21 protein-coding genes and 1 riboswitch are annotated in these 21543 nt (G+C 42.3%); of the genes, 11 read left to right on the forward strand and 10 right to left on the reverse strand.

The window, feature by feature from the left end; genetic code table 11:
* The first annotated feature begins 309 nt into the window (after positions 1 to 309).
* The 7 genes from sucB to RI561_RS05215 all read left to right on the forward strand — a co-directional run bounded on the left by sucB (position 310) and on the right by RI561_RS05215 (position 9269).
* On the forward strand, positions 310 to 2103 hold the full coding sequence (gene sucB, locus RI561_RS05185) for a 2-oxoglutarate dehydrogenase, E2 component, dihydrolipoamide succinyltransferase (RefSeq protein WP_395079162.1): 1794 nt from the start codon (positions 310 to 312) through the stop codon (positions 2101 to 2103).
* Positions 2104 to 2165: 62 nt separating this feature from the next.
* Positions 2166 to 3017, forward strand: a complete 852-nt coding sequence (gene panC, locus RI561_RS05190) for a pantoate--beta-alanine ligase (RefSeq protein WP_395079212.1) — start codon at positions 2166 to 2168, stop codon at positions 3015 to 3017.
* A 7-nt stretch (positions 3018 to 3024) separates the two neighbouring features.
* Positions 3025 to 3447, forward strand: coding sequence for an aspartate 1-decarboxylase (panD, locus tag RI561_RS05195; RefSeq protein ID WP_395079163.1), 423 nt, complete (start codon positions 3025 to 3027; stop codon positions 3445 to 3447).
* Positions 3448 to 3671: 224 nt separating this feature from the next.
* A complete protein-coding gene (locus tag RI561_RS05200) occupies positions 3672 to 4931 on the forward strand; it encodes an efflux RND transporter periplasmic adaptor subunit (protein ID WP_395079164.1) in 1260 nt (419 codons plus the stop codon).
* Between the two features lie 8 nt (positions 4932 to 4939).
* The gene (locus RI561_RS05205) at positions 4940 to 6319 is read left to right on the forward strand and encodes an ABC transporter permease (protein ID WP_395079165.1); all 1380 of its coding nucleotides are present in this window, start codon (positions 4940 to 4942) and stop codon (positions 6317 to 6319) included.
* Entirely contained in the window at positions 6312 to 7787 is a 1476-nt protein-coding gene (locus tag RI561_RS05210; RefSeq protein WP_395079166.1) for a TolC family protein, read from the forward strand. The genes RI561_RS05205 and RI561_RS05210 overlap by 8 nt, the downstream gene beginning before the upstream one ends.
* Before the next feature lie 528 nt (positions 7788 to 8315).
* Positions 8316 to 9269: a YpdA family putative bacillithiol disulfide reductase gene (locus RI561_RS05215; protein ID WP_395079167.1), complete on the forward strand. Its 954-nt coding sequence runs from the start codon at positions 8316 to 8318 to the stop codon at positions 9267 to 9269.
* A 47-nt stretch (positions 9270 to 9316) separates the two neighbouring features.
* On the opposite strand, the gene RI561_RS05220 is transcribed toward RI561_RS05215, so the two are convergent.
* Positions 9317 to 9577 (reverse strand): hypothetical protein, encoded by a 261-nt coding sequence (locus tag RI561_RS05220; RefSeq protein WP_395079168.1) that lies wholly within the window; start codon positions 9575 to 9577, stop codon positions 9317 to 9319.
* 240 nt (positions 9578 to 9817) lie between these two features.
* Here RI561_RS05220 and RI561_RS05225 point away from each other — a divergent pair, with 240 nt between their 5' ends.
* The 3 genes from RI561_RS05225 (at position 9818) to RI561_RS05235 (ending at position 13171) form a co-directional block, all read left to right on the forward strand.
* On the forward strand, positions 9818 to 10045 hold the full coding sequence (locus RI561_RS05225) for a hypothetical protein (protein WP_395079169.1): 228 nt from the start codon (positions 9818 to 9820) through the stop codon (positions 10043 to 10045).
* Position 10046: 1 nt separating this feature from the next.
* Positions 10047 to 10145: riboswitch (SAM-I-IV-variant riboswitch) on the reverse strand.
* A gap of 111 nt (positions 10146 to 10256) precedes the next feature.
* A complete protein-coding gene (locus tag RI561_RS05230) occupies positions 10257 to 11714 on the forward strand; it encodes an McrB family protein (RefSeq protein WP_395079170.1) in 1458 nt (485 codons plus the stop codon).
* 11 nt (positions 11715 to 11725) lie between these two features.
* Complete coding sequence (locus tag RI561_RS05235; RefSeq protein ID WP_395079171.1) at positions 11726 to 13171, forward strand: hypothetical protein; 1446 nt, start codon at positions 11726 to 11728, stop codon at positions 13169 to 13171.
* A gap of 12 nt (positions 13172 to 13183) precedes the next feature.
* Here RI561_RS05235 and RI561_RS05240 read toward each other — a convergent pair whose 3' ends face one another.
* Positions 13184 to 13354 (reverse strand): hypothetical protein, encoded by a 171-nt coding sequence (locus RI561_RS05240; protein ID WP_395079172.1) that lies wholly within the window; start codon positions 13352 to 13354, stop codon positions 13184 to 13186.
* Positions 13355 to 13363: 9 nt separating this feature from the next.
* A complete protein-coding gene (locus RI561_RS05245; RefSeq protein WP_395079173.1) occupies positions 13364 to 13633 on the reverse strand; it encodes a hypothetical protein in 270 nt (89 codons plus the stop codon).
* 50 nt (positions 13634 to 13683) lie between these two features.
* Here RI561_RS05245 and RI561_RS05250 point away from each other — a divergent pair, with 50 nt between their 5' ends.
* The gene (locus RI561_RS05250) at positions 13684 to 13857 is read left to right on the forward strand and encodes a hypothetical protein (protein WP_395079174.1); all 174 of its coding nucleotides are present in this window, start codon (positions 13684 to 13686) and stop codon (positions 13855 to 13857) included.
* Between the two features lie 652 nt (positions 13858 to 14509).
* Here the strand turns inward: RI561_RS05250 and RI561_RS05255 are convergent.
* From RI561_RS05255 to RI561_RS05285, 7 genes are all read right to left on the reverse strand, one after another.
* On the reverse strand, positions 14510 to 14647 hold the full coding sequence (locus RI561_RS05255) for a hypothetical protein (protein WP_395079175.1): 138 nt from the start codon (positions 14645 to 14647) through the stop codon (positions 14510 to 14512).
* A gap of 418 nt (positions 14648 to 15065) precedes the next feature.
* A complete protein-coding gene (gene mdh / locus RI561_RS05260) occupies positions 15066 to 16022 on the reverse strand; it encodes a malate dehydrogenase (protein WP_395079176.1) in 957 nt (318 codons plus the stop codon).
* A 401-nt stretch (positions 16023 to 16423) separates the two neighbouring features.
* Positions 16424 to 17806 (reverse strand): dipeptidase, encoded by a 1383-nt coding sequence (locus RI561_RS05265; protein ID WP_395079177.1) that lies wholly within the window; start codon positions 17804 to 17806, stop codon positions 16424 to 16426.
* A gap of 86 nt (positions 17807 to 17892) precedes the next feature.
* Entirely contained in the window at positions 17893 to 18651 is a 759-nt protein-coding gene (locus tag RI561_RS05270; protein ID WP_395079178.1) for a hypothetical protein, read from the reverse strand.
* Complete coding sequence (locus RI561_RS05275; protein WP_395079179.1) at positions 18648 to 20396, reverse strand: BatD family protein; 1749 nt, start codon at positions 20394 to 20396, stop codon at positions 18648 to 18650. Before RI561_RS05275 ends, RI561_RS05270 begins: the two co-directional genes overlap by 4 nt.
* Entirely contained in the window at positions 20380 to 20889 is a 510-nt protein-coding gene (locus RI561_RS05280; RefSeq protein WP_395079180.1) for a hypothetical protein, read from the reverse strand. The genes RI561_RS05275 and RI561_RS05280 overlap by 17 nt, the downstream gene beginning before the upstream one ends.
* Before the next feature lie 5 nt (positions 20890 to 20894).
* A complete protein-coding gene (locus RI561_RS05285; RefSeq protein ID WP_395079181.1) occupies positions 20895 to 21542 on the reverse strand; it encodes a tetratricopeptide repeat protein in 648 nt (215 codons plus the stop codon).
* Position 21543: the final 1 nt, after the last annotated feature.

Below are 21543 nucleotides of genomic sequence, written 5' to 3' on the forward strand. Positions count from 1 at the left end.
AATGTATGCTAAATGACTAAAAGACGAAGTTAATAAAAACAACAATGAGGACAAACCGATAGAATATCGAATATTGAAGTGGTTTTAGATGATAATTAAAAGAGAATAATCTAACTGTAGAAGAATGTATGGTAGTATTATGAAGAAACTTTCAACAAAATATCACCTAAAAAACCAATCCAACAAAAAAGCGCTTTCTATTTTTCAAAGGAACGATACTTATTTTGAACTAATTGGAATTATCCTGAACTTTAGGGTCCGTTGAAAATTCCTTTAAACCGCCTTTAAGGCACAAAAGAATACAATTTTATGGCGAAGGTAGAAGTGGTCATGCCCCAAATGGGCGAATCAGTGATGGAAGGTACAGTAATTGAGTGGGCCAAGCAGGTTGGCGATACCGTTGAGGTTGACGAAACCTTGCTCGAAGTAGCCACCGATAAAGTGGATACCGAAGTACCATCACCTGAAGCCGGTGTTCTCGTAGAAATTTTAGCTGAAGAAGATGAAGTGGTTGAGGTTGGAAAACCTATTGCCATCATTGAAACGGATGCGGATGCTGCCGGTGATGTATCTTCCGGCGGGGCTGATGAAGCGGAAGCAGATGAGGAAACACAAGAAGAAAGTGCGGAAGCCGAAGCTGATACTGAAGTTGAAGAAGAGCCTGAGCCGGAAGAAGAAGCTCCAGCAGCTTCAGGTGGCGGAGACGAAGGAGAGCGCATTGAAGTACAAATGCCACAGATGGGTGAGTCCGTAGTTGAGGCCACCGTGATAGGCTGGAATAAACAAGTGGGCGATGAAGTTGAAGAAGACGAAACGCTCCTCGAGATTTCTACTGATAAAGTGGACAGTGAAGTTCCTTCCCCTGCATCTGGAACACTAGTAGAAATTTTAGCCGAAGAGGAAGAGACTATTGAAGTGGGGCAAACCATCGCTGTTATTGCAACGGGTAAAGGTGCTGCTGCTTCAGGCGGATCTTCCAAGCCGGCTCCAAAAAAAGAAGAAAAAACAGAAAGCACCTCTTCTGCTTCTGCTCCAAAAGAAACTGAGACCGTAGCAGCTACTACCACTTCAAACGGAACGGAGCCTCAGCGAGTAGGAAGCGACGGACGATTCTATTCTCCGCTGGTACGATCGATTGCTAAAGAAGAAGGTATTAGTCAGGAAGAACTTGAGTCTATTGAAGGCTCCGGTCAAAACAATCGCGTATCCAAGAAAGATATTTTAGCTTACGTTGAGGATCGTAAAGCAGGTAAAGTTTCTGCTCCTTCGCAGCAAAAACAAGCAGCTTCAGCGGGTGGCGGATTAAGCAAGCCTACTTCAAAATCAAAATCTTCAGGCGACTCAATTTCTGCCGGACAGCTCGATGTAAAACATTCACCTTCCGGAGATGTCGAAGTCATCAAGATGGATCGTATGCGTAAGATGATTGCCGAGCATATGGTGAAGTCTAAGCAAACATCAGCTCACGTTACTACTTTTGCTGAAGTGGATGTAACGAATATGGTGAAATGGAGAAATGCCAACAAAGCGAAGTTCCAGGAAAAAACAGGAACCAAGCTCACATTCACCCCACTATTTGTAGAAGCTATTATTACAGCTATGTTGGAATATCCGCTTATCAACAGTTCAGTGGTTGAAGATGAAATCCACTTGAAGAAAGATATTAACTTCGGTCTGGCAGTAGCTTTAGGTGAAGGCGGCGAAGGCGGACTTATTGTTCCGGTTATTAAGAAAGCGCAGGAGAAGAACCTGGTGGGCTTAGCTAATTCTGTACATGATGTAGCCCAGAAAGCACGAAGCAAGAAATTGAGTCCTGACGACTTAGTGGGTGGAACTATCACTTTAACCAACTATGGAAGTGTCGGTAACCTAATGGGAACCCCGATTATAAATCAGCCGCAGGTTGCTATTATCGGAACCGGTGCTATTGAGAAGCGCCCGGTAGTGCGCGAAGTTGATGGACAAGATGTGATTGCGATCCGACAGATGATGTTCCTGTCTATGAGCTACGATCACAGAATTATTGACGGAGCCCACGGTGGAGCATTCCTGAATCGCATTAAAGAGATTCTGGAGAATTTCGATATCGACCGCTCGGTATAAGTAACAACCATAGCTAACAATTTTGGAGGCGCCCTCAAAACGGCGTCTCTTTTTATTTGAGCATGAAGCAATTTTCAGAAATCAGCGACATTCGAAAAGAAATTAAAGCCCTGAAAAGCACGGGGCAAAGTATTGCTTTTGTGCCAACTATGGGTGCTTTGCACGAGGGACACTTATCGCTGATTCGAACTGCACGTGAACATGCTGATGAAGTGGTGGTATCCATTTATGTGAACCCGGAGCAGTTTGGCCCCAATGAAGATTTTGAAGATTATCCACGCCAGATGGAAGATGACCTCAAAGCTTGTGAAGAGGAAGGAGTTGCCCTTGTTTTCACCCCGAATGATGAAATTATGTACGGTTCCGGGGAGAAGTATTTCGCCATCAATATCGAAGAGCTGAATGAGCATATGGATGGAGCCAGTCGACCCGGGTTTTTTGAGGGCATAGTACTGGTGGTAAATAAGTTGTTCAATATAATAGAGCCTGATATTGCTGTTTTTGGGCAAAAAGATATTCAGCAGTTTTTGATTCTCTCGCAGATGGTGAAGGAATTTAATCACGATATTGAATTGATTGCTGCCCCCATTGCTCGCGCCAATGACGGACTGGCACTCAGCAGCCGAAATGCCTACCTGAGTGATCAGGAACGAAAAATAGCTCCCGGCTTATACAGAGCATTGCAATATGTTGAAAAGCAAATTCGGGGGGGAGTGATGGAGCCTAAATTATTGTTGAATCACCAGCAGGATGAGCTGGAAGCGAAAGGCTTCAAAAATGATTATCTTAATGTGTTTTCAATGGAAACAATGCAGCCGGTTCAAGAACTCGAGGAAGGAAAGCAATACATTTTGGCCGGCGCAGTTTACTTAGGGAAAACACGATTAATCGACAATATAATTTTAGATCTCTGAACGAACGATGAAAATCACGATGTTTAAATCAAAGCTGCACCAGATGGCAGTGACGGAAGCAAACCTGATGTATGAAGGCAGCATTACTATTGATCAGGATTTGCTGGATGCCGCTAACCTTTTGCCGTATGAAAAGGTGCAGGTCTTAAATATCACAAACGGCTCTCGCATTGAAACCTATACGATTCCAGGAGAACGCGGAAGTAAAGTGTGTTGCCTGAACGGGGCCGCTGCCAGACTTACCCAGGTTGGAGATCGAATTATTGTGATCAGCTATGCGGAGATGACACCCGAAGAAGCAAGGGAACATAAGCCGCGCGTGGTGGTTGTGGATGAAAACAATGAACCCACCAAAATTTTAGATAATTCACAACCGGGTACTAAATACGACTTAGAAAAAGGATTGGTAGATAACACGCTTATTGACTAAATACAGGATTTTGATTTCAGGTCTGAAATAATAGTTGGGTTTTTCGGAGAAAGCTTATTGGGTGGCAAAATTTTAATTTGTAAAAGGGTGAAAACCAACGAACCCTGAAGCTTAAAAGTCAGTACAAAAACAATAATTTACAAGAAATGTAAAACTATTTTCGTAGTATATACGTCCTAATAATAAAGGGGTATATTTAAGTGCATTTTTAAAAATACAGACCAATGAAAAAAAGATATTTAATACCAATAATTGTAATAGGATTGTCATTTGTAGCTTGGCTTATGTTTGGCGGAAATGCCAATGACAATGTTCAGCTTACCACCACACCCAAAAAAGGTGAATTTGTTGTTGATGTTACGACTACCGGTGAGTTGAGAGCAAAAAATTCCGTCGAAATTTTAGGCCCGCAGGGAGGCCGTGATATTCGATTATTTAACCTGACTATTCAGCGACTGATTCCAGAAGGTACGGTTGTACAAAAAGGAGATTTTGTGGCTGAGCTGGATCGTTCGGAGATCACCGGTCGGTTGCAAGATGCCATGCTTGAGCTTCAACAGGCACAATCTCAGGTAACGCAGGTTTCTTTAGACAGCTCTTTAACTCTTTCTCAAGCTCGGGACAACTTGATTAACCTGGAATATGCGTTGGAAGAGCGACAAATCGCAGTTGATCAATCACAATATGAATCGCCTGCTGTTCAGCGACAGGCAGAAATTGACTTGGATAAAGCCCGACGTCAACTTGCCCAGGAACGGAAGAATTATCAAACCAGGGTGCAACAGGCAGAAGCTCAAATGTTTGAGGTTGAGACCGACCTTAAGGAGGAACAAAGCGAAGTTGAAAAGGTCCGATCTTTAATGCAAGAATTTACCGTGTATGCCCCTGCCAATGGTATGGTTATCTACAGGCGACAAAGAAATGGGACTAAAATTGCTCAAGGCAGTGAAATTAGTGCATGGGATCCCGTTGTAGCGGAATTACCGGATTTTTCAGTGATGGAGTCAGTAACCTATGTTAATGAGGTAGATGTTCAAAAAGTAAACCGGGATCAGGAAGTGGAAATAGAATTGGATGCCATTAAAGGTAAAAGCATGACCGGGATGGTAACCAGTGTGGCAAATATTGGTGAACAACGTTCAGGTTCTAACTCAAAAGTTTACGAAGTGATTGTGGAAATAGCTGAGTCTGACTCTGTGTTACGCCCGGCTATGACAACCAGTAACCGAATTATTGTAGATCGCCTGCCCGATGCCATGTACATTCCACTTGAAACGATTCATGTCCAGGATTCAACCAGCTTTGTATTTAAGCAGTCCGGATTATCGACCGAAATGCAAGAAGTGGAATTGGGACTTATGAATCAAAATGAGGCAGTAGTTCACCGAGGTCTCACTCTTGATGATGTTATTTATATGTCTTTACCTGATGATACCGCGGGCATTGAGCGCATCTATCTTGAAGAAGAAATAACCTCTAACTAAAGATAGCTGTGCTTCAAAAAATACTTTATAACTTCGACATTGCGCTCGAAGCCATCCAGCGAAACAAACTAAGAGCTTTTTTAACCTCATTGGGAATCATATTTGGTGTTTCATCCGTGATTGCCATGCTTGCTATTGGTACCGGTGCTCAGCAGGAAGTGTTATCACAAATGCAGCTATTGGGTACGAATAACGTGATCGTGCAGCCGGTGGTTGAACAGCGCCAGGGTAACGTAAATGAAGAGGGCCAACAGCAAGAGAGTACGAAATTTTCTCCCGGTCTAACTTTAAAGGATTTAGAAAGTATTCGAGATCATGTGCCTGAGGTTGAGCGATTGAGCCCCGAAATTGTGTACGAAACCAGCTTTATTCGAGAGGCCCGAATGAGAACCGGGAAGTTAGTCGGAGTAAATTCAGACTATTTTGATATCAGTAATTTTGAGTTTATTGAAGGCGGTAACTTCAGTGAATTACAAATTGGGCAGGCTGAACCGGTTGCTGTGATCGGTTATGATGTAAAAACACGATTTTTTCCCGGCGAAGATCCAATCGGGCAAAAAATTAAGGTAGGGCATTTATGGCTTACCGTTATTGGGGTTCTCGAAAAGAAAGAAGTATCGAACGAAAATATTGAAAATCTGGGTATCCGAAACTTCAACCTTGATATATATGCTCCTGTTTCAACCGTTTTACTCCGATTTAAAAACCGTGCTGTTGTCACAGCAAATGACTTAGATTCCGGAGGGAGCGGTGGCTCCACAGTCATAATGGGGGGCGGCGCGATGATTTTTTCAACGGGAGGAAGCAGTAGCTCTTCCAGTGATTATGATGGGAATTATAATCAGCTGGACAGGCTTATTGTGAAAGTTACCGACACCAAATACAGCGGGACCATTGCTGAAATTTTATCAAGGATGTTGCAGAGACGCCATAATGATGTAGTGGACTTTGAGATCATAGTACCGGAGCAGTTACTACAGCAAGAGCAGCAAACCAAAAGGATTTTTAATATCGTGCTTTCTACTATTGCCTCCATCTCGTTGATTGTTGGGGGAATTGGAATTATGAATATCATGCTTGCTTCGGTAGTAGAACGGTTTAGAGAAATTGGGGTTCGAATGGCCGTAGGAGCACAGAAAAAAGATATTGAACTACAGTTTTTAACCGAAGCACTTACCATAAGTGTTACCGGTGGATTTATAGGAATAATGCTCGGGATGGCATTTAGTTATATGATTGAAGCTTCCGCAGATATAGCAACTATAGTTACTCCCGTCTCAATTATAATTTCGTTTGGGGTTGCTGTTTTAATCGGAGTGGTATTTGGATACTACCCGGCAAAACAGGCAGCACAACACGATCCAGTACACGCACTACGACATGAGTAAACGATTTTTAAGTTTTTTGATCATATTTGCCGTTACGCTGATTACAACTCAGGTTCAGGGGCAAAATAGCAGAACACTCACATTAGAACAAAGCATTGAAATAGCCAAGGATAATAGTCCGCTGGCGCGTGCTGCTAATTTTTCCCTGGTTTCGGCGAAGTGGAGATATAAGTCCTTTCGGGCAGATTTGCTTCCCAGTTTAACGCTTGGCGGAGATGCCCCCAATTACAATAAATCCATTTTCTCAAATGTACAGGATGATGGTACGGTTACTTTTTCATCCCGAACACAGTCTGAGGCCTCGGTAGATCTTACCGTTCAACAAAATATATTGCCAACCGGAGGTAATTTGTCACTTTCAAGTGGTATTACAAGGTTGGGGATTTTTCAAAGTGAGAATACATATCTATGGCAAAGTACGCCATTGGTTGCTTCCCTTCGGCAACCTCTATTTCAGTACAATAGTTTGAAGTGGAGAAACCGTATTGAGCCGCTGCGGTATCAAATTGCCCAAAAGCAGTACGTGGAAGACATGGAAGACCTGGCGTTCAACACCACCCAAAGCTTCTTTGATTTCCTGCTGGCAAAAATTAATGTAGAGGTTGCTGAATTTAATGTCACCGTCAACGACTCGGTATATAATATTTCTAAAGGGAGATATCAGGTGGGAAGTATCGCCGAAAATGATTTACTGCAAACTGAATTGGCTTTACGTAATGCTGAAACTTCTTTAACCACAGCACGGCTAAATTTTCAAAGAGCCGAAGAAAACTTTAAGGCTCTGTTAGGTATTCCGGATGAAACAGTAATTGAAGTATTGGTCCCCGAAGATGCCCCGGAACTTAATATAGACGTTGAAAAAGCGTTAACGCTGGCCCAGGAAAATAACAGCACTTCCCTTGAATTTGAGCTTAGTGAAATTCAGGCTAACCAAGCGTATGATCAGGCTCGAAAGGATGCCGGGTTTTCAGCAACCATACAAGCAAGTTATGGATTGAATCAAACGTCGGATGATTTTTCTGATTTGTATGAGAACGCACAGAACCGACAGTTTTTTACCCTTGGTTTTGAAATACCGATTTTTAACTGGGGTAAAAATAATGCGGAGATACAATCGGCACGAAATCAGCAGGTATCAACGGCTAATACCATTGCCTACCAAAAGCTACAGTTTGACCTAAATGTACGAAGTACGGTTCGGGAATTTTCGCAGCTGCAAAGTCAGGTTGAACTTGCTGAACAATCTGATGAAATTGCCGATCGCCGTTATGATGTAGCTCAGAATCGATACCTGATTGGTAAAATCGACATCACAAACCTATTCATTGCTCAAAATGAAAAAGACAGTGCGCGGCGAAGCTATATTCAAGCACTCAGAAATTACTGGACCGGCTATTACAACCTGCGCCGCCTCACACTATATGACTTCGAACAAGGTGCTCCAATAACCATAGATGCCGACATGTAATCGGACAGTCTTGAATAAAGAATAGTAACACAATTTATATTGTGATGTGCTCGACCTTTTATCAAGGAGCCAGAGTTAGAATGAAATAGATCAAAGAACTGCCATCGCTGTAGATTTTAGATAATTTGCCCACAAAATAGTTTTTAGATTCATACAGAAAAAGTCCTCCCTTGCCTGTCCCGTACAAGCGTGTCGGGGAGGGAGGTGCCGGACTGAGCGGATGTGAAGTCTGGCGGAGGGTGTTGGTGCCAATGCCAAGATTGCTTTTACGGTCTAATTTTCTACAATAGCCATTATTCTGAGTAATGTCAGCCTGAATTATCCTTGGTGCCAACACCTCTCACAACAAATCAGGAACAACTGATTTGTTGATCTCTCCTCAAGGAGAGACTTTTTCTGGGCAGTTTAACGAAAATTGCCATCGAATTACTTAGCATCTACAACCTCCCCACAATAACTCAAACGATTCGTATCTTTGGGGTGTTTAAATCAATCACTTACTGAACACTAAAAAAACAAAAGAAACGCATGGTTATTATAATCGGTGCCGGTCCCATCGGACTTGCTACAGGAATTGCCCTTCAACAAAATGACATCCCCTTTAAGATTATTGAAAAAGGCTGTTTAGTCAATTCCCTTTTCCACTATCCCACCAACATGACGTTCTTTTCAACCTCCGATAAATTGGAGATCGGAAATATCCCCTTCATTTCTCATGGATCGAAGCCTACACGAGCAGAGGCCCTGGAATATTATCGCAGGGTGGCAGAGCATTATAAACTTCCTGTTAATTTATATGAGAAAGTTGAAACTATGGAAGGGGAAGACGGCAATTTCACGGTTAAAACGGATAAAGCAGAGTATAAAGCAGATAAAGTAATAGTTGCTTCCGGCTTTTATGGAAAGCCAAATATGATGGGCGTTCCCGGAGAAGATCTTCCCAAAGTAAAACATTACTATGACGAGCCTCATCCCTATGCCTGGCAGAAAGTACTGGTGATTGGCGGCGGAAATTCCGGTGTGGATGTAGCCCTTGAATGCTGGCGAGGCGGAGCTGAAGTCACCATGTTGTTAAAATATGACTCCATTAAGCCAACCGTGAAATACTGGGTAAAACCGGATATCGAGAACCGGATCAAAAATGAAGAAATCCCGGCCTACTTTAATTCGGAAGTAAAAGAAATCAGAGAGAAAGAAGTTATTATTAACACTCCTGATGGGGAAGTAACCCTGGAAAATGATTTTGTACTTGCCATGACTGGCTATCATCCCAATTATGAGCTTATGGAAAGTTTAGGAGTAGAGCTCACCGACGATGAAAAGTGCATGCCCGTTTACGATGAAGACAGTTTGGAGACCAAACAAAAAGGAGTTTATGTAGCGGGCGTGGTCTGTGGCGGTATGGATACGAGCCGACTTTTCATCGAAAATTCGCGCGTTCATGCAGAACAGATAGCAAGCCATATAAAGCGGAATTTATAGCGTAATATTCCACGCCGGCTTAAAATCTTTATGATGACCCTCGTTGCTCAGCTCCGCTGCGCAATGCCTGCCGGAAGCACCGCTTCCAAGGGGTTGAATTGGGGTTGGTTGCTCGAATTCATCGACCCCTTTCTGTCTTTCCCCTTCAACAAGGGGAAAGGACGCTTTAGTGAGTTTGGTATGCCTGAAATAAAAAAGTCAGGAATCCATCTTTCCGCTCGGTTTGAATGGGATGGGATCATGAATTCAATGAGAGCGGGGTGATGGATGGGTTTTGGGGCTTGTAGTATATCTTCTGTTTGAACCATGATTTGTGGGATTTTAGGATGGGCAGGATTTTTGTTTGGGAAGGTCAATAAAATTCAAAACGACATAAAGTCATTCTGAACACTTGAAGGATCATGTTTTTTTGTGGAGCATGCCATGCCCATGTTGCATTGCTGCGTAATGGCCGTCTCGTAAGCTTCGGCTGTAGTCAATTTTGATCTGTGTAAGCAGATAGAAATCGTTTTTTATATATTGGTGAGTACTAAAACAGATAGAGTAATATGGATAAAAACAACGCAGTCAGAGAAGAATTGGCTGAGTGGATTTCTAAACCGGGAAATGAAGATCTATTTGAAACATTGAAACTTATCAAAGAAACGGAAACGTCTGGCAATGACTGGTATGAAGATTTAACGGGACCGGATAAAGAGTCAATAACAAAGGGACAAAAAGATCATAAAGAGGGGAGAACGCTAAGCAGTCAAGAGTTCTGGAATGAAAATGGCTGAACGAAAGAAAGTAGTTTGAATGAAGATCCCACATCATTGAACCAGCGTGCACGAGTTGGTCGGTTGGTAATCCGCCGGAGAGGATTTCTTGATGTCTAATTGAAATTAAATAATATCATATTTTTGATAAATAGATACTTGAAGTTAATGACATCTTTCTTCATAATCTTTAAATGTGATTATCCTGTAAAAAATTAATTCATAGTGATATATGGAAAAACTAATTGAGCTTTTAAAAGAGCCGTACGATCCAAACGTTTGGCCAGATAAATCAAAGCAAGGTTTTGAAGAACTTTTTGGATCTACTGGCGGGAGATACCCAAAGCGAGCAAGTGATGAAATAAGCTTTAGGACACCGAAATTTAATTCAGGTTCAAAAAGCGTTCCTTTTTCAGCAATTATTCATGAATCAAATCCAGATAGCGGAGGATATGGTGGAATGAGCTTTGTGATTTTTCCAGTACCTGAAGCACCTTCTATGATTGCGATGGTTGTTGGGACACAGGGCTTAAGTCCAGATGAGCATATTATTGGCAAGCCAGGTCATTCTAGAAAGGTTAATGCTATTTGTAAATGGTTAAACACTGAAAGCAAAAGTGATAAACAAGTTGCGTGGGCCAAAAGGGAGGCAGTGAGAACAGACATTTCAGTACCCGACAATGTTCGGAAGGAATATCCAGAGTATAAAGAGATTTTTGACCGGTACGGTGATGTAATATATGGGTTCTGTGCCGCCAAAGATGACATACTTGAAAATGCTATGAAGGTTTTTCTTGATTTCTATTTTCAAGAAAGAGGGCATTCAACGTTGTCGGCTTTCGAAGATGAAGCGAAAAATATAAAAACATCGTATTTCAATCATTTAATGCCTACGACTAAAAAAAATGATTTGAAGCAGCTATTGCAAGATCGAAAATTTGTGATACTGCAAGGCCCTCCTGGAACAGGGAAAACAAGGCTGGCGAATGAACTTCTAAAAGAAGACTATGATAATAAAGGAAGTGCAATTCAGTTCCATCCGAATACAACATATGAAACGTTTATTGGTGGGCTGTTTCCAAGGACTACAGAATCTGAGTTGGGTTTACAGTTTCGGATAAAACGAGGGCATTTGCTTGATGCCGTGGTGAAAGCTCAAAAAACAGATGAAGATATTCTTTTAGTAATTGATGAGATTAATCGCGCTGATCTTTCTAAGGTTTTAGGCGAAGCCATTTATAGCTTAGAACCACATGAAAACCGGACCATTGAATTGCCTTATGATTTTGGAGAACCCATCAAGAATACAATGTCGATTCCTTCAAATCTTCACATCCTTGGCACAATGAATACTGCTGATCGGAGCATATCAATTCTTGATGTCGCGATTCGACGAAGATTTGCATTCGTGGATATGTGGCCACATGCTGAAATTGTAGAAAAGTATGGAAATGAGATCACCAAACCTGCTTTTCAAAAACTACTTGGGATTTTCATTGAATACGCTCCTAATGAATCATTCGCTCTTATGCCAGGCCATTCATATTTTATTGCACATAAAGATGTGGATGCGGCAATTCAGATGAAAACAAACTTAATTCCTCTTCTAAATGAATATCTGAATCAAGGGTATGTATCTAACTTTGCAGATGCTATACACGCTTATATCCAAGAAATTGAGCAGCTTTAAATTTATAGCTTGTGGCTAAAAAACAATCAAATACAGACTGGGTAAAATCATTACAACCCAGCAGGTTGAATGTATTAGAACTCAACGATTCTCAAAGAACTTATCTGCCAACAATTTTTTTGTCACAGCATGTAAACGCTCGTAATGAAGATCCAGTAGTAGCTAAGCTTGTCCACCAATTTTTAAAAATAAATAGGCACTATTTAAACGAGCTTGATATACAGGCACAGCTAAGTTATAGCGGAGATAATATTAAGTTGAATCTTAAGTCGCACACAAAGATCGGCGCTATTCCGCTTCTATCTCCCATTACCCATAAAAATGAGTACAGTCTTGTTATAAAACCAAGATTTGGTTGGAATGGGGTGGGCCCCATTTTATCAAGAACAGGGTTTAGATATTTGCCTCAGATTTTAGAATTACCACAGCTTCGAATATCTGAGACCCACATTCCACCTTGGGTACTATCTACTGTTATTCTTTCAAGAATTGAAGCTCTCATCAAAAAACTCGACCGACGTTTTGAGATGACTACTCAGGTTAATCCTATTCCCAAAGGATCGGTGGATTGGGCAGATTATGCACAAAAACAAATACCAAATGCTAAATTTTTAAACTTCAATTGTACATACTCTGATCTAAGGGATAATAGATTAGTGAAGTCATTTATCAAACACACGTTGCTAAAACAAAAGCAGAGCCTGGAAACACAAAGAGATTTCGGGATTTTTGTAATTCAACTGATTGATTATTGTGACTCACTTTTGCAGAACGTTTATGATGCATCACCTGTAAAACCAACACCCCTACAATTGAGTAAGCTTTTATCTCAATCATTTGAATGCGACACTCTAACAAAAGGTATCCAAGCTATAAAATGGACCAGTGAGGAGAAGGGACTTGCTGGAATTGGTGATCTCCATGGCCTGCCGTGGTCAATGAATATGGAGGTACTATTTGAATCTTATCTTGAGTCGGTGATTACAAGAATCTCGGAAAAAATTGGTGGCGTCATAAAATCGGGTAGATTACGTGAAACCATCATTCCAATTAATTGGGATCCTCCGTTAATAGGCTCTCAGCGATCTCTTGTCCCAGATATTGTATTTACTCGGAATGATGACCTTTTTATTATTGATGCCAAATACAAAGATCATTGGGAAGATTTAAATATCAAAAACTGGAATAATTTAGAGGATGTAATAAAGGAAAGGCATCGCAATGATTTACTACAAATATTGGCTTATTCAACTGGAGTGAATCAGAAAAATATTAGTTGTTGTTTGGTGTATCCCTGTAAAAAAGACACGTGGAAATCGCTCTTAAAACGTAACAGACACATTCATAAGGCTGAGATAAATAGGGGAAGTAAGCGAATAAATGTTTTTCTTACCGCAGTTCCCTTTGATTTGGATGAAGAGGATATTGAAAAGTTATTACCGATATTTCTAAAATAATTTTTCCTTTATTCAATAATCCTCCATCCCCGGAATTACATTTCTTATCCCACGACGCAGATTTTCCACATCGCGTTTATCGCGGAGAATCAAGTGGATATGCGTATGGAACACGGGTTTCCTCGCGGCTTCTTTCATATCATAGCTCCAGGTTCGAGTTACCGGTTCGTGTACATCTGCCATCTTGCTATATCATCTAACCTCCAAATACTCCCCAACAAAATCCCCAAGCGACTCCACTTCCTCATCAAACTTCAACACAATTTGTGAGCAGACAAAATTCACCCATTGTTCGATTTCAGAAGTGGATTCAAAATGATGAAGGAAATCCATCCGGAGATTGTCAACCGAAAAGTCCTCATTAAAGAACAAAAATAGATCAGGTTTAAAAGAATCTCTGTAATTCTTTGGCTCTTCGTTTAGGCAAGATTCAAGTACCCTGATTTTCTGTTCGTGTGTCATCAAGAATTAAGTTTAATTGAGTAACGGTATTTATTGAATTTAACAGTAAAATGCGAAATCTAATCCGGGTGATTTTTGGTGATTGGCTGTTGGTGATCAAGGTGTTGGTGGCACCGGTAAGGAGAGGTGGTGAACTACAAACTATAAGCCCACGTAACACGGAGAGTTTGAAGCTGGAGCTTCAGGAAGGGCGTTCGCCAAGCAGGAGCTTGGGAACGAGTTAAAAAAATGTCTGACCAAGGTTCAACTATCGGACTAAATGTAATCGTGACGATATACTATGCATTCAAGCTCATCCCAAAATCCCACAAATCACGGCTCAAAAAGAAAGGAATTGGATAGAGGTTTTAAAGAGAGGTCGTCATTCAATCGGTTCACCCCGAAACAGAAAAGCATAAAAAAGGCCCGACCGGATTGCATCCGTGGGCTTGTTTTTTAAATAACTGCTTTCAATATACGGCGGGATCGGGGCCTTGACCAAATTTAATTCACAATGGGTGAGTAATGATAGATAATGATTATTCAATCATATTTGATGTTTGGTAATAAAGGGTGAATGGGGAATAAAAAGTGTTGTGTTGTGTGCGATTCTTAAGGATTGTAATCCGGTTGAAGCCGAAAACTGTGCGGTGGGAATGAGGTGAGGTGTGAAAATCCTGTAAGATTGTTGGATTGTGACAGTGCACTTGCCAAAGTATCGTTGTTAAAGCTCCCAAGTTGTATCAGGGAGATCCCGGTTCTGCACTTTTCCCGTATGCACGGGACTGCAGCTTAACCGGGATGACGAGGAATAAATATCGAATATTGAACAGATGAATATTCAATATCTAATTGTATTTGTTCAGGCTTTTTTAAAACAAAATTACCCAACAACCGTCATCCCGCACGAAGTGCATACGGAGATGCGGGATCTCCTGCCATAGGGATTACTTCACTAAGGGCTCGTTGTTGAACCTCCCAAGTCGTTTCAGGGAGATTGCTTCGTCGTTTGACAACCAGCCTTACATTATACATGGTCGTCTCCTTGCAATGGCAGGGGAAGTTATGGGTTGGGAGATAGTATTAAAAAACTCACCACAACATCGTCATTGCGAAGGCTGACTTGAGCGATAGCGAATACAGCCTGTGGCAATCTGTTTGATGGTGGAAACGAATGTTCTATCGTCTCGTTGTTGCAGATCCCAAATTGTATCAAGGAGATTGCCGCGTCGTTACAATTCCCAAACCTGCGTTATACTTTTTTGGCTCCTCGCAATGACGGGGTTTTATTATTTGGGTTTGTTGGTGGTATTAGGGAGATTGCCGCGTTCCCGTGAATACGGGGCAATGACGGGTTTATATGGAAGGCTCAAAAAAAAAATCCCTCAGACGAAAATATTCACCTGAGGGATTAATGCAAGTAGTGAGAACCTTAGTCCTCGCTTAGTTAAGTTTACTTGTTCATTAGTTTTCTGAATTCATCTAAAGTACCGCGAACGGCTTTAGCTGATTCATCCAGAAGTTCTTGTTCTTTTTCGTTTAATTCAACCTCAATTACTTCCTTCACACCGCCCTTGCCAAGCTTCACAGGCACGCCGATGTATAAGTCGTCGATTCCATACTCCCCATCAATGTGCGCGCAAACGGGCAGAATTCGGTTTTGGTCGAGCAGGATGGCTTCAACCATCTGTGCTGCAGCAGCACCGGGTGCATACCATGCAGATGTTCCCATCAGTCCTACGATCTCACCACCACCTTTCTTGGCGCGGGATACAATCTCATCCAGGCGATCTTCGTCAATGAAGTGCGTGATTGGCATTCCTGACAGCGTGGTAAAGCGTGGCAGGGGAACCATGGTGTCGCCGTGGCCACCCATAAGCAGGGCCTGAATATCCTTAGGTGATGCATCCAATTCGCTGGCGATGAATGCACGGAATCGGGCGGTATCAAGGATGCCGGCCATTCCCATTACTTTGTTGTAATCCAGTCCGCTTGCCTCTTTGGCTACCTGTACCATCACATCCAGTGGATTTGAAACCACAATAATGATGGTGTCGGGAGAATGCTTTGCTAATTTTTTACTGACATCACTTACAATATTAGCGTTGATCTCGAGGAGGTCGTCGCGGCTCATGCCCGGACGGCGCGGAACACCGGCAGTAATTACACAAACATCTGATCCTGCAGTATCGGCATAATCAACCGTTCCGTTGATGCGCGTATCATATAAATGGATGGGAGCTGATTCCCATTGGTCAAGCCCCCGGCCCTTGGAAGGGTAGAAGGTCTTATCTCCATCTTTTTTTTCAATATCAACGGCTACAATTTCTTTGCAGATATCTCGCTGTGCGAGTACGTCTACTACGGTTGAGCCAACATTACCACCGGCTCCAACTACTGTTACTTTCATGTGTTTATGATTTTAAAGTGTACGGTTACTGTTTAAAAATACTTTCTCTTTGTGAACTCCTTATAAAGATAAGAAATAAGCACCCATGATTCAGATTTGAGTGGGGATTTATAATACTTACTATAGCGTCTTCATTGCTGTGGATATTAGATAATTGGAGGACAACATTTGAGAAAATGAAGTCTCCCCTCGAGGGGAGATAAATCAGTCAGTTGTTCCTGACTGATTTTGAGGGGTGTTGGTGCCAAGGAAAGTGTAACCTGATACAGTTAATAATTAAAGTTAATGGGAAAAATGAGATCGTAAAAACAATGTTGCCCTTGGCACCAACACCCTCCGCCAGACTTCGCATCCGCTCAGTCCGGCACCTCCCTGAAGGGAGGATTTTACATCAAATCAAACTAATTCTTTTTTTCCGAATACTCCGGCAGCAGCTCCATAAAACGGGCGGAGGTGCGGATGCCACGGTAGAAATCTTTGATGGAGAAGTTTTCATTTGGGGAATGGATTGCGTTACTGGTTAGGCCAAAACCCATCAAGATAGATTCTGCCCCAAGCACTCGTTTGAAATCGGCTACAATAGGAATGGAACCTCCTTCGCGGGAGAATAAAACTTCTCCCTCATAGACATCTTCAAAGGCTTGGGCACCGGCTTTCAAACCATAAAAATCCAAATCAATAACTACCGGATGGCCGCCGTGGTGTTCGGAGACAGTTACTTTTACCGTGTCTGGCGCTAATGACTCTACATATTCCTTGAATAGTTTGTTTATCTCATCAGGCTTTTGATCGGGAACCAGGCGCATACTCACTTTGGCATTGGCTTTGGAAGGAAGTACCGTTTTGGCTCCCTCACCCTGATAACCGCCCCAGATTCCGTTTACATCCAGGGAAGGCCGGGCGGAAGATCGTTCGAGGGTGGAATATCCCTTTTCACCGTGAACGGCATCAATGTCGAGGGTTTCTTTGTATTCTTCCACATCAAAAGGGAGTTGCTCATAGGCCTCTCGCTCGGCTTCGGTGAGGTCTTTTACTTTATCATAAAAGCCGGGAATTTGAATGATACCGTCTTCATCTTTCAGTTGGGCAATAATTTCACACAAAACATTCGCCGGGTTTTCAACAGCGCCGCCGTATACTCCGGAATGAAGATCACGATTGGGACCTACCACTTCGATTTCCAGGTAAGCAAGGCCGCGGAGTCCATACGTTATGGATGGCTGATCTTCCTCAAACATAGCCGTATCAGAAATGAGTACCATATCACAGGTCAGCAAGTCTTTATGCTCCTCAAGAAACGGAACCAAATTAGGAGAGCCGATTTCTTCTTCTCCCTCCAATAAAAATTTCACATTGATGGGGAGTTCTTGTCCCGTTTTTACATATGATTCAACTGCTTTTAAATGGGTGAATGACTGTCCTTTGTCATCACTGGCGCCTCTGGCATAAATCAATCCGTCTTTGATGGTCGGTTCAAATGCGGGAGTATCCCAAAGTTCATCGGGGTCGGAGGGCTGTACATCATAATGGCCATAAATGAGCACGGTAGGACGATCATCATGCGGACAATGTTCGCCATACACGATAGGATTGCCGGGTGTCTCAAATTTTTTGACCGTGGTTAACTCAAGATTTTCGAGTTGTCGAACCAAGAAGTCAGCGGCTTTATGGATGTCCTCTTTTTTGGTGGAATCGGTGCTGATGCTGGGTATGCGCAATAGCTCAAAAAGCTCGTCTAAAAATTTATCTTCGTTTGCGCTTATGTATTCTTGGTTAGACTTCATTTTCTATAAATATGGTTAAGAATTTTTTATTCAGAATTTAAAATAAGCAGCTTGCAGCAAAATATTTTATGCTGACAAATGCTGATTTAAAGTATCATTATGTCGTTGTCCGGAATCCATCCAAACTGCCCGTTTCCAAGGCGAATGTAGAGCCATCCCTCTTGTTCGTCACTTTTCCAGTGATCGACGGTTAAGTCGTATCCTTCGTAAGCAATACTGATGAGGGTACCGTTGGTTTCCGGCTGTTCTAACACGCGTTTGGAATCGGAAACCAATACGGCTTCATCATATCTTTGATTCACATAATCCGCATAAAAAGCCAATCCGGCGATGGCTGTTCCAATAATAATGAGTGATAAAAGGTATGGAAAGGTTTTATTGAGTGAAATTTTATTCAGCCAGCCAAGGTATAAAAGGATCAGTCCACTTGTAGTAATTAAAAATCCTATGATAAAAAGTCCTGATGCCGTGATTTTATTATTAATCCAATCAACGGCACGATCCCAGGGCAATTTGGGCAGGGTTGCGGACTGTCGGCTGAATTGACTTTCAACATATTCAAGGGCAGTTTCAGCTCGGTCTCGAGTGGTTTCAAACTGTCGGGCTTTCATGAAATAATATTTGGCCAGCCCCATGGAGTCAAGTTGAACAGCTGTAATGCCCATGTTCAGGAACAAACCTCCCGAGACCTGTCCTGATTCCTCAATCATACGATAGATAGTCATGGCTTCATTGAGTTCCCCGTTTTCGAAATACGTGTTAGCCTGATCGAAATCGGCCTGTTGGGCAAAAGCGACCATGCCGTGAGTAATCATGAAAAGCAGAAAAACTACAATCTTTTTCATGTGAGCTTACCGATCTCTTTGATTAAGGTTTTCGTTTTCTGGATATCTGCATCCAGGCCCTGCTGGGAAATATTGGGGGCATAAGCGATACTCTCGCATTTATCGAGGAGCCGCTTTAATTCTTTGGTGAATTCAGAATCTCCCAACTCTTCAATGTTACGGGCAATCTCCCGATGTGAAAGTCCGGCCGGCGGAAGATTGAGTTTATCTGTTATGAATTGGATTAATGCCTTTTCAAGCAGGTGATATCCTTTTTTGATATCAGTCTCATTTTCAGCTTCTTCCAGCGTTTTTTGGGCGGTATCGGTTGCAGTCCGTGACCGTGCAAAGGCGGTATCGGTATTCATTCGGTCATTATATTTTTTATACCCAAACGCAGCGGCCGTTAAAAGAAGGGGGAGGAAAATCAAAATCCACACCCAGACTTTTTGATAAAGCACTGTGTGTTTACTTGACTGCCATTGGGCTAATCCCGTTACCGGTTCTACATTGAACCGAAGTTCACTTTCGGTACTTATTGTAGCGTTGGGATCACGTTCTGCAGTAAAGGATATTTCGGGCAAGGTTTCAATGACATATCGCTCCCGGTTTGGATCGAAAAAGGCAATTCGTGCTTCCGGAATCATGTAGCTTCCTTCATTTCGAGCTACTAAAATATCGGTGAAAATACGGGTACCTGATACATTGCGATTCAATCGTGAGATATCTGTTTGTTCCTGGGGTGTGTATTCTTCGAGCCCGGCGGGATATTCAAATTCCGGTTTATTTACCAATGGAACATTTCCGGAGCCATCAATTTCCGTTACTATTTCAATGCTTTCACCCACCAAAGCAGATCCGGTGCTGATTTTCCGGGAAATATCATATTGTCCGACCGCACCAATAAAAATAGCATCATCAAGTTCAGGCAGTGATTTAACGTCAATGGTTACGGGCTGAGAGGAGATATTCATGCGTTCCTGCCCCATCCCAAAAATTGAATTTCGAGAACTTCGCTGGCGGACGGATACTGAAATCTCAAAAGGGCTAATGGTGAGTTCCCCTGATTTGGTTGGGAAAATGGCATATTGCAATAATCCGGCTTTGTTGTATCGAACTCCGTTTATGATGGTTGAGGTAGTTTGTGCCCGTTGCGGATATTGTAGTTCCTCTTTCCAAAACCCTTCAGCTTTCCAGCCGGGGGTGGGTTGATAAGATGAGACTTCAATACCGTTTTTAAAATATAACACCACATTCGTTATCACCTGCTCCCCTACATACGGATCTGTAGTGCTCGGCTCAAGACGAACATAAATATCGGGGGCTCGTTCGGCTTCACCGGAATCTATGGTAGAAGGATCTAAAACTTTGAAACTGATCGGATCTGTCCGGTATGTTTCATCCTCAATATTTACTTCTATGGAGGGTACGGTGAAGTCGCCCGGAGATTCAGCTACGAAAGCATATCCAAACGTATAGGAGACGGAAGGTTGTCCATTGACAAGTGTGTATTGAGTGCTTCTGCTGGTGCTGCCCCTGATCCATCGGAGCCCCTCAAAATCAGGGATACCCGGCTGTTGCAGGGAGCCAAAGGAACTGCCGCGTATAGTAAGTTCTAAAGTGACTTGTTCCCCGGAAAAGACATTGGTTTCAGAAAGGGAAGCTTCAACTTCGATGTCTTGATCTTGCGCTTGTCCAATGTTGACAAAAGCAAAGAAGCAAAAAAGTAATAGCAGAAATTTTTTTAGCTTACCAATCTTTGTCATGCTTGGCGCTTCCATCTGATTTCTTCTTTTTAAACTCTTTTAGCAGTTCTTTTTCTTTTTGAGCCAGGGCCTGAAGGATTTTTTCAGCATCTTCTTTGCTAATCTGCTGTGATTGCAATTCTTCTGGATTTATTTCCTGTGGCTGTTGTTGCTCGTTTTGATTTTCCCCTTCGCTTTGTTGCTCTTCTTGTTCCTGATTTTCTTGATTCTGTTGTTGTTGCTGATCCTGCTGTTCCTGTTCTTGCTCCTGATTTTGTTGCTGTTGATCTTGCTGCTGCTGTTTCTCTTGTTCTTCCTGCAACTTCTGCATCAAAGCATTCAGCTTGGGATTATTTGGATAGTTAGCAAGACCATTTTGCACGTGGTTGATAGCCGTCTGGAGGTCAGCATTTATAAAAGATTGGGCACCATTGTGAAAATAGACATCAGCAGATTGAGCCCAGACTCCTGAAGAAAAGATCAACGCGAAAATGATTGTAAGTAGTTGTTTCATAGGTCTCAATTGGAGTTTATATCTGATACATTTTTGATGCGCTCAATAAAGTCATTAAAAGCGCGAACCGTTTCGTCTGCCTGTAATGCTCGCTGCATTAAATTGTAAGCTTCCGAATATCTACGTTCGGCCACCAGCTTCTCGGCTTGTTTTTTCATGGCAAGAGCATATTCACTGGGTTCCGGTGGCGGCTGATTTTCCTGCTCCTGATCTTGTTGTTGTTCTTCCTGCTCTTCCTCTTTCTGTTGTTCAGCCAGCGCTCGTTCATAATTATGTTTAGCGTCTAAATCAGAGGGATTCAATTTTAGGGCATTCTTAAAATGGGTTGCAGCCGGTTTCCACTTACTCCCTTCAGCAAGCAAAGTTCCGATATTATATTCGGCCATTGCTTTTTCTTCGGGAGATTCAACTAAACTTCGGAACTCCATAAAAGACTGTATGGCATCTTCTACTTTTCCCTGCTTGGCCTGGGCATTTCCCAGGTTGAAATAGAATTTAGCATTGTTCGGTTCCTCCTCTATAGCTGCCAGGTAAAGTTGTTCGGCCTCTTCATAATTACCGGCTTCGTAAGCTTCGTTGGCTTCACGACCATCATTAACCGCGGCACCCACAAACAGGATAAAAAACAGGATATATGAAAAAAGTTTATTCACA

Origin of the sequence: Gracilimonas sp., assembly GCF_031581265.1 — a bacterium.
GTDB lineage: Bacteria > Bacteroidota > Rhodothermia > Balneolales > Balneolaceae > Gracilimonas.